This window comes from Methanobrevibacter thaueri (genome assembly GCF_015062905.1).
Classification (GTDB): domain Archaea; phylum Methanobacteriota; class Methanobacteria; order Methanobacteriales; family Methanobacteriaceae; genus Methanocatella; species Methanocatella thaueri_A.
Window position 1 is genome coordinate 1 of sequence record NZ_SUTK01000052.1, and the last position, 10,431, is coordinate 10,431.

The 10,431-nt window shown below is 32.5% G+C and carries 2 protein-coding genes; both read right to left on the reverse strand.

Going from position 1 to position 10,431, the window contains the following annotated elements; translation table 11 throughout:
* Positions 1-966: 966 nt before the first annotated feature.
* Entirely contained in the window at positions 967-2,508 is a 1,542-nt protein-coding gene (locus E7Z79_RS08150; protein ID WP_303739462.1) for an MATE family efflux transporter, read from the reverse strand.
* 11 nt (positions 2,509-2,519) lie between these two features.
* On the reverse strand, positions 2,520-10,337 hold the full coding sequence (locus E7Z79_RS08155; protein ID WP_303739463.1) for a non-ribosomal peptide synthetase: 7,818 nt from the start codon (positions 10,335-10,337) through the stop codon (positions 2,520-2,522).
* Positions 10,338-10,431 lie beyond the last annotated feature (94 nt).

Consider the following 10,431-nt stretch of genomic DNA (forward strand, 5'->3'; position numbering starts at 1 on the left):
ATGTAACTAAAATAGGGATAAGAGTGCCTGTAAACTGATATTTGCAACTATTAAATTTTGAATAAAAATTGCGAATTTTTTTGTAGTTAATTAATTCTGGAAATAGCAACCTGACCATAGCCATGTTATTAAGCGAGCCAATTCGCCCAGGCCGACTCCCACACTGGAGCGTTAGCGGAGGCGTGGAGGGGAGGCCTGGGTGAATAGACTTGGCGAACATAAACTATAGTGAGGAAACGACCATTTCCGGCCGGTTCCGTAAGTCATCAATGAAAAAAGTAGTTTTATTTAACCAGCACCACCATTATATGCAGTCCGAGCTTTAGGTCGAACTGGATGCCTTGAACGATAGCGAAAGGCCTATACTATAGATTTAACAATAGTAAGTTCGTCAAGGTTCGAGGAATAGGAGCTTGTCCCCTATTCCGAGTTTATGGTTTGGTATAGGTGAATTCGTCAAAAAAATGATTAATGAATGCTGGATGAAAATATTTAATTATTATTAGTTCTAAAAAAAAGTAGTGTAGAGAGAACATAAATGATACAACTTTCGCATGAGTTTTCATATATTCCTCTCCAAATAATTACCTGATTAATATTTTAAATTTCAAGTCATACATAATTAGGCCAAAACAAGACTTTAAAAAAATTACATTTAATTCAAACATAAACACTGACCCCACATATCAAAAGTGGAATTAATCTCATCACCATTAGCATATTGCATTAGCTAATAAGATGATGGATTAATGACTTCATTATACGATATATAATGAAGTTGTTAATTTTTAATAGTTATTACAGTACTATTTAACCCTAATACTCTTGAATAGTCAACATTGTCTGCAATTTTATTTAAAACACTGATATTGTCAAATTCAAGATTATCTTTTTCCACTACTGGATTGAAATCGACACCAGTATCCTTAATTGATATTAAAATATTGTCAGCATTATTTCTAACAATTACGTCAATTGTATTAACTGTTTCATTGTTTTGATGATGTTTACAAGCATCTCTTCAATAGCTAAACTGACTATTGCTGCAGATTTATTGTCTGATAAATAATTCTGAACATTTTGTGCCAATTCCACAGCATCTTTTACATTACCATTAATTGTATGTTCAAATACTTTTTCATCATCATTGTGCTTGTTGATAAAGAATCCTGAATATTCACCCTCTGTTTTTTTATGGATATATTTTGAATAAGCAAAGATGAACAGTATTGTTAATGCTTCAGCGATTGCAAATGAAATCCAAATACCGTTTCCTGCAAATGGAATGGACAATATGCATGCAAGCCCAATAGGCAAGACCAAACCTTCAAGCAGGGAAATAATAGTGGATAATTTATTTTTCTGAATTGCCTGAGCATAAAAAGTATATAAAAATGTAATGGCTGTTCCCACATAACTTATTGCAAATATTCGCAGAGCATTCAATACAACAGGAACATCTGCAGGATTTTTAACACTGTACAGGAACAATAACGCCCGAGGATACACAATAAATAACAAAGATAAAGCCAAACTTGCAATTACAACGATTTTTAAAGACCTGTGAATAATGTAATTAACTCCAGAATAGTCTTCTTCTTTAAAGTAAACAGACACTATTGGAGACATTGTCTGAGCAGTTCCTATTAAAAATATATATAATATGAACAGGCTATTATAGCAGATACCGAATGCCACAATACCTGATTTTCCAACATATATTCCAACTAAAAAGTTTATTACAAGCAATTTTAAAGTTAAGTATAACTGTGTTGAAGAAGATGAAAATCCGGAAGTTGCAATTTTTTTAAGGAAAGCGAAGAATTTGCCTAATTTTAATTTAATAAATTCCAATGTACGGTCCTTTTTAAAAAAGTAATATGAAATTAAAACTGATCCAACAAGATAACCTGTTGAAGTAGCCAATGCTGCTCCTGAAAGTCCTAAATGGAAATATAAAATATAAATTACATCAAAACATATATTAACAATATTTGCAATCAATATTGCCCTGAACGGTAGTGACGGCATACCATCTGCCCTTATAAAGTATGATAAACTCATCATATAACATAAAAACGGCATACCAATAATTAATGAATTGAAATATGAAGTTACCTCAGGAATCAGTTCGGGCTGGGAGGAACATAAAAACTGTGTAATACTGCCTGAAAATATCAAACCGAATATCGAAATCAGTATTCCAATTACTAAAAGTGAAATAATGGATGTTGAAAAATATGAATTACTCTTTTCATCATCAAATTCTGCCTTTGCAACAGAACAAAGTACACTACCACCCAATCCAATCATCCAATAGATTAGATTGACAAAAGTAATCACAGGAGCTACAATCTGAATTGGTGCAAGATTAGATGCACCAATTAAAAAGCTCACTATCAAACCATCCACAAATAAACAGATATTTCCTGCCATTGAAGTAAATAATGTCGGGAGGAAAAATTCACTGAATTTACTCCTCAATAATTCATAATTTCTTTCATACATCATTAATCCCCTTAAATACTAAAGAAGTCCAGATCATCCAAATATTTCACAAAGTTATAGACATACTCTTCAGACACATACGGCCATTTAATTCCCAAACGATACAATGCCTGTACGGTATAATCATTTGATACAGGAAGCCAGATTTTTTTAACTTTACCAGAACCGATTGAAGTAATTAAACCTGAAACTCCTTCTTGTTTTGATTTATCGGCCAATGCATCATCCAATGCTTTTTGATATTCATCTTCCTCCACATATTCAATATTCAATCCCAGAGGTTTGATGATTTCAATTATATCTCCAAAACTGATACTGTGATAATCATATGGATGGAATACAGTACAATCCTTTGGAGTTTTTGACAGACTAATAATTGCTTTTGCAGTCATATCAATTGGTGAAAATTCAACATTGCCCATAATCATTGAGTAAGACATTTTTCCAATTGTAACAAATGCTTTTAAACGGTTAATGAATCCGTTTGATTCAAAGTTAATTTGGAATTCACTGTCAGAGCTTCTTGCCATCAGGTTTCCAACCCTCATGATTTTAACATCCAAATCATTCTCTACCGCAGCTTCAAGAACTGCCCTTTCTGCGAGGAATTTGGAGTTAAGATACTGATTGTCCACAGCCTGACCAATGAATAAGTCCTGCTCTGTGAACGGAACATCGACAGGAGGATAATTGTTAATACTTTCACCTGCAATACTGTAGGTTGAAACCTGAACATATTTTGCATTTTTCATTTTAGCAAACTTAAGCCCGTTTACAACACCACCAAGGTTAATGTCCTCAATGTCCGTTCCAGATGAAAAGTGTTTCACATTAGCTGCACAATTGACAATGGTATCAATGTTTACATTAATAAGTTTTTCAAAGTCTTCAAAGTTTGTAATATCCCCTTCAATAATGTGCAATCTCTCATTGAAAAGCTCTTCGTATTCATTGGAGAAATAATAGAAGAGAAGTGATTTTAATCTTTCCTCTCCGCTTAATACTTTGTTTGATCTTATGAAACAGTATACATCACCAGTTTCATTTTCCAATATTTCACGAAGAACATGAATTCCTAAAAATCCTGTAGCTCCGGTGAGTAAAATATTTCCCAAACTATCCTGAATTTCGCCATCAAGTAAGTTTTCAAGAGTGTTTTTCTTAAGTAATGAATCAATATCGGAATAATCATATGACAGTTCAGCTTTTTTCTCTTCAGACTGGTCGGATAATACCAATTCGGCCAATGCTCTTGGAGTTGGATTTGAAAATACATCCCCATAGTTCAGATTATAGTTTCTGTTTAGTGCCTCCATTGTAATTTTGGTCACTAAAAGTGAGGTTCCACCAATTTCAAAGAAATTATCTGTAGCACTTACTTCATCAAGTCCTAAGATTTCACCAAACAGGTTTGTAAAGAATGCTTCAATGTCATTTTCAGGAGCCACATATTCTGTTATTAAAACAGGTTCAGGTAAGTTTCTGAGGTCTGTTTTACCATTTGCTGTTTGAGGCATTTCATCAAGTTCCATATAAACTGTTGGAACCATATAATATACCAATTTTTCCGCAAGGGAAGCTTTTAAATCATCAATATTAATTGAGTATTCGTTTTCTCCACGGTTTTCCTCCCTGTATTCATCATGAACTGTGAAGTAGGCGCATAAATGGTCATTGCCTTTGATTTTTCTAACAACAACTGCAACGGATTTGATTCCTGGGAATTTTGAAAGTCCAACTTCAATTTCCCCAATTTCTATTCTTAAACCTCTGAGTTTGATTTGATTATCCATTCTTCCGAATACATAATAATCTCCTTCTTCAGTGACCTTAACAAAATCTCCTGAACGGTAAAATCTTATTCCGTTAATAACTTCATATGCCTCAGCATTTTTCTCAGGACGATTCAAGTATTCTCTTGAAACCCCTTTTCCTGCAATATATAACTCCCCTATTACATTTGGAGGCAATGGATTGGAGTCAAAGTCCATGACCATTTCATGAACGTTGAATAATTCTTTTCCAATGTGAATATCTGAGCTTTCAAGCTGAACACCGTTACAGTAGACAGTTGTTTCTGTTGGCCCGTACATATTAAAGAATTTTCCATTGGAATTTTGTGAGAGAAGCTCATATAATCTTTTAGAGAAAGGTTCTCCAGCATGAATATATACCTTAAATCCATACATAGTCTCCTGCATCGCTTCAATTTCAAGATACTGAAGCAGTCTTGATGGGGTTGCAATGTAAACATTTGCACCGGTTCTGTGGATTAAATCCATCATTTCAATTGGATCTTTATATTCAGTATCATTAGCAAATACCATTGGAACACCATTCAAAAGTGATCCCATAATTTCCTGCTGGAATACATCAAATGCAACTGTTGTTGTGGACAATACTTTATAATCTTCTTTTTCAAGATTATGAACCAGTTCATAAGTACAAACATTCCTTGGGTCAGGATACACAAAGTTTGCAATGTTTCCATGTTCAAGGATTACTCCTTTAGGAAGTCCTGTTGAACCTGAAGTGTAAATGAGATATGCCATATTGTTTGCATGCACATCCGGATCAGGGTTAGCAGTGTCTTTTTCTTTGAGCAGTTCATTAACATCAAGCAAATTATCTTCATATCCACTTAAATCTATACCTTTCTTCTCAATCACATCATCCACAATGATAAATTTGGATTCGCTGTCTGTTAAAACATGCTCAATTCTCTCAGATGGATATTCTGAATCCACCGGAATGAATGCTGCACCGGATTTTAGAATACCAAATATTGATGCAACCACATTACTGTCCCTATTTAATATAAACATTATTCTGTCTTCAGGACCGACACCCCTTTTAATGAGGCTGTGAGCAATTCTGTTAGCTTTTTTATTTAGTTCATCATATGTAAATTCCCCGTCAGTGGCATATAATATTACTCTGTCAGGATGCATTTCAACCTGATTTTCAAATATTTTATTTAATCTGTCTTCAGGAACATCATCATATGCCAAATCATCGACACCCCAGTCATCGTTTTCAATGATTGAAATATCTTTCATCAATGTGCTTTCATCAAATGTCTGGAATTTGTTTAAAACTATTCTAATTGATTCAAGGAAAGTGCTGATTAAAGTTTCAGAGTATAACTGATCATTATATTCGCAGAAAATTCTGTATTGACCATCAACTTCCACAACATTAATGTTGACTTTGAATTTCAGTCCTTCATAATCAATAGACTGTCTTTCAACTTTCATTCCACCGATTTCAATGTCTTCAATGATTTTTCCATGATAAGCATATAATATTTCAGGAGCAATATCGAATTCATTTGAAATTTCAGTTAAAGGATATGCGGAATATGTCAATACATTCAGCCATTCCCCATTTATATATTCAAAGTATTCCTTAAGAGTTGAATCAGAATTTAATTTCAATGCTAATGGTAATGTTTTAACCATCATGGCCAATGTTTTCTGTTGATTTGGATTGAATCTACCATTAGTGATAGTTGCGATTAATGTATCACGATTATATACGAATTTATTTATAACAAATGATGTTGCTGCCAGGAACAAATTGTTCTGAGAGATATTTGCTTTTGAACAGAACTCATCAATACTGGTTTTTTCAAGGAAAATATCATTCATTGCGACTTTACCTTGTGATTCATCGCCGTTAATGTCCTGTGGAATTAATGTTACATCATCAAACTCTTTGACTCTGTTATTGAAGAATAATTTTGCCTCCTCATATAAACCGGATTGGCGTGTTTTAATCTCATTTAAGCAATATTCAAATCCGTCAAGCTCTTCAATCTCATAATCTTTTCCATCATAGATTTTTGAGATTTCATCAAATAAAATGTTTAAAGAGGTTCCATCAACAATAATGTGGTGGAAATCAGCTAAAAGCATTGAGTTTCCAACTATCTTAAATCTGAATAATGGACCCTCATCCAGTTTGAATGGTTTTACAAACTCATCAACATCAGCTTCATCAACAACTTCAATCATATCATCAATTTTTAAATCATCCCTTCTTTGCTGATATACTTCACCGTTATCCATTATTATTCTTGTTTTGAGATACGGATGATTTTCAATAGCTTTAATGATTGATGATTTAAGTTTGCCAACATCAATTCCTTCACTAAATTCCATTTTCTTCGGAAGGTTATATGCAGTGTTATCCAGATTTTTAATGCAGTCAAAGTAAACTCCAAGTTGATTTGGAGTTAAAGGATAAAGTTCTTTAATATCCTGCGATTCATCATCTTCAATTTTAATTTCAGAAGCTATTTTTTCAATAGTTTTGTATTTAAGAATTTCAGTAACATTCAATTGGGCATTTAATTTGGAATATATTGCAGAGGTCAGCTGGATAACTGTCAAAGAAGTTAAACCAATGCTGAATAAATCAGTATTAACACCAAATTCATCCATTCCCAAAATATCTGAGACAATGTCAAACAGTTCTTTTTCAATATCATTTCTCGGTTTAATAAAATCATCTAGATTTATTTCAGGATCCGGCAAGTTTTTGAAGTCAGTTTTTCCATTTGGAGTTTTTGGAAAAGCGTCCAATTGTATTAAATAAGACGGCACCATATACTTCGGAAGTGAATCGATTAAATGCTGTTTTAAATCATCCAAATTAATTTGTGAAGTTGCAGTAAAGTATGCGCAAAGGTGTTCAATACTGTTAAGTTTTTTAACAACAACCTTTGACAATGCAATGCCTTCATAGTTTGCTATTACACTTTCGATTTCAGATAACTCAATTCTCAATCCTCTGAGTTTAATCTGAGTATCGTTACGTCCTGCAACATACAGTTCGCCTTTTGAATCCTTTTTACCCAAATCACCAGTGTTATAATATGGAATGTTGTTTAACTCCATGAACACCTTTTCGGTCTGTTCAGGATTATTCAGATATCCTCTTGCAATTCCGGCACCACCAACATATATTTCACCGGAAACATAAGCAGGCAGCTGATTTCCATCAATATCCATAATTTTATCAACTACATTAAGCATTTTCCAACCAGCAGTTACTTCAGAAGAGTCAATTAATTTGTAATGTGATGCTATTGTAACTTCTGTCGGACCATATGAATTGTAGATATCTGCTTTAGTGTATTTTGACAATCTATCATAGAGAACTGGAGGGAATCCTTCACCACCTACAATAATTACTTTACATCCGCCAACAACATTCTGAATTTCTTCAAGCTGCAAGTATTCAAGCAGTCTTGTCGGTGTTGAGCCAAAACCATCCGCATCAGTCTTTTTAAACAGTTCCACTAATTGTAATGGGTCAATAGCCTCCTCATCATTTGCAAATACCACCGGCAAACCGTTTAAAATTGTACCGAATATCTCCCTTAAAAATACAATGAATGACACTGTTGAAATTGATATGAACTTATCACATTTACGGTTGAGCTCATAAATCGGAACATTTTCATCCACATTGGCAATATAGTTTGATATTCCCCTATGAGTAATCATTACCCCCTTAGGTTTTCCGGTTGACCCTGAAGTATAAATTAAGAAACATAAATTGTCAGGAGTTAATTCTACATTCGGATTTGAATCATCGCTTTCTTCAAGTAATTTTCCAACATCAAATCTGTTTTCACCATCGTATTCGATATCCTCAGAAGTAATGACAAATTTTGAATCGCTGTCTTCCAATATCTGGTCAATCCTGTTTTTCGGATAGTTCGGATCAATCGGAATAAATGCGGCGCCCGCTTTGACAATACCTAAAACAGCCGCTATCAAATCACTGTTTCTCCTCATCATAAACATTACTTTATCTTCAACTTCAACCCCATTTTTAATTAAACTGTTGGCTATTTTATTTGCTTTTCTGTTTAATTCATCATATGTTAACTCGCCATCCTCTGTATAAAGTATTGTTTTATCCGGATTTTCCAAAGATATCTTTTCAAATATATTATTTATTACGCCTTCATTAGCCAGATCAATTTCAAAGTCCTCATCAAGTTCAATTTCACGTCTTATTGAAATAGAATTAAGTAATGTCTCATTTATGGTAAATTTATCCAATAATACATCAATGGACTCCAAAAATACGTCCATTAATTCTTTTGAATAGAATGATTCGTCATAACTGATATTGATTTTTCCACTTTCATAATTAAAGACAAGTTTGTAGTCTTTAGTGTCAAATTCATCAATGAAAAATAATATTTCACTTTCAAAGTTTAATTTCTGATTGTTTAAAAGGGGATATTTATTGAATTCTTTAAATGAATTTTTAAAATCATTTAAGTATTCTTCAACGCTTAAATCAGTGTCAAAATGATATCCTGCAGCAACACGATTATAAGCAATTAAAATATCTTTTGAAAATGAAAATTTGGTTAAATCATATAGGAAAACTGCGAGCAATAGCTTTTCCTTAGGCAGTTTATACTGGTTAGACAAATTTTGTAACTTATCCTCATCAATTGCTTTAGAAATCTGTGTAAATTTAACCTTATCACCACTAACATCCGGTGAAATTGATGTTGGATTATCAAATGAATTTATCAGATTATTATAATAATTTTCTGCCCTGAAAAATTCCACTTCATCCACATTGTAATCCCGACATTTTTTTGATGAATCTATGCTAACCTCTTTTAATAGATCTTTTAAACCTTGACCGATTGATTCGATTTCACTTTTATGGAAACATGCTTTATCATATTCAATGAAAATAGAATGCAAACCATTTTTATCGGAGAAATTTTTATTTATTCTGAAGTGAAGCGGGAATTTAATGTCCTTTTGATATGTCAGGAATTTAGAATCATGATTTGTAGAATTTGACACGATGGAAATAGTAGAAATACAATCAGGATCAATTCCCGCATTTCTCAAATCAGTTGTGTACTCGCTGAACTGCAGTTTCGCATGAGCCAAACCCTCTTTTAAAACGCTTTTAGAGTATGCAAGCAAATCATCAAATGTTAAATATTCATCATAGGTTAATCTTAATGGAATAGTGTTTACAAACATTCCCAGTGCATCATCTTGTCCAAAGTATCTGCCATGGACTGAAGTGTTTAAAACCAGATCTTTGAATAAGTTATTGCCACGTTTTAATTTTGCCAAATACAAGAAGGTTAATGCAAGAGATGTTACAAATGGCGAATAATTAAAATCTGAAGTCTGATCTAAAAGAACTTCAAAATACCCAAGTTCCGAATTATCAAATGAATACCAGTCTCCGGAATAATCCTTTAAAGTATTTAACCAGTATTTTTTATCACTTTTTGCTTCATCAGATTTTAAATATTTTAATTCTTCATCAACATAAGTTTCATAGGAATAATCAATTGGGACATATTCACTATTGTTTTTAATAGATTCGATGCACTTATCCATTTCATGAGGAATAATTGAAAATAAAGAAGTCCCATCAAGCAAAATATGCTGGACAACACCTATCAAAACAGCGGAAGATTCTGTTTTTAAAACTGCCCATTTATATAACGGAGAGTCAAATACATCATCAAAAGGTTTATCAAGATAATCTTTTATAAAATCATTTAGATTTTCATTTGAAACATCAAATGAATCAATATTTACATCAATATCTATATAATACTGCTTGAAATTACCGGTATCATCATTTTTAATTTGTAAATTCAAATATTGGGCAGATATTATTTTAATTGCTTTTTTAACATACCCCCAATCCTCCAAATCATAATCTTTTCTAAATTTAAGATAAAATGAATCATTATGAGGATTATTTATCTCTGAAAATAAAAGCATTTTCTGAGCGGAGGATAATTTAAAGAAATTCATATTTATTCTCCTAAAAAAATTTAACTATACTAAAATTATGTAAAACAAAATATTTAAAATTATATATGAACAAATAAATTACTAAATATTAATA

Bases quoted from the DNA above. Each gene is read 5' to 3' on its own strand.
- E7Z79_RS08150 (WP_303739462.1), bottom strand. From the start codon at position 2,508: ATGTATGAAAGAAATTATGAATTATTGAGGAGTAAATTCAGTGAATTT.
- E7Z79_RS08155 (WP_303739463.1), bottom strand. From the start codon at position 10,337: ATGAATTTCTTTAAATTATCCTCCGCTCAGAAAATGCTTTTATTTTCA.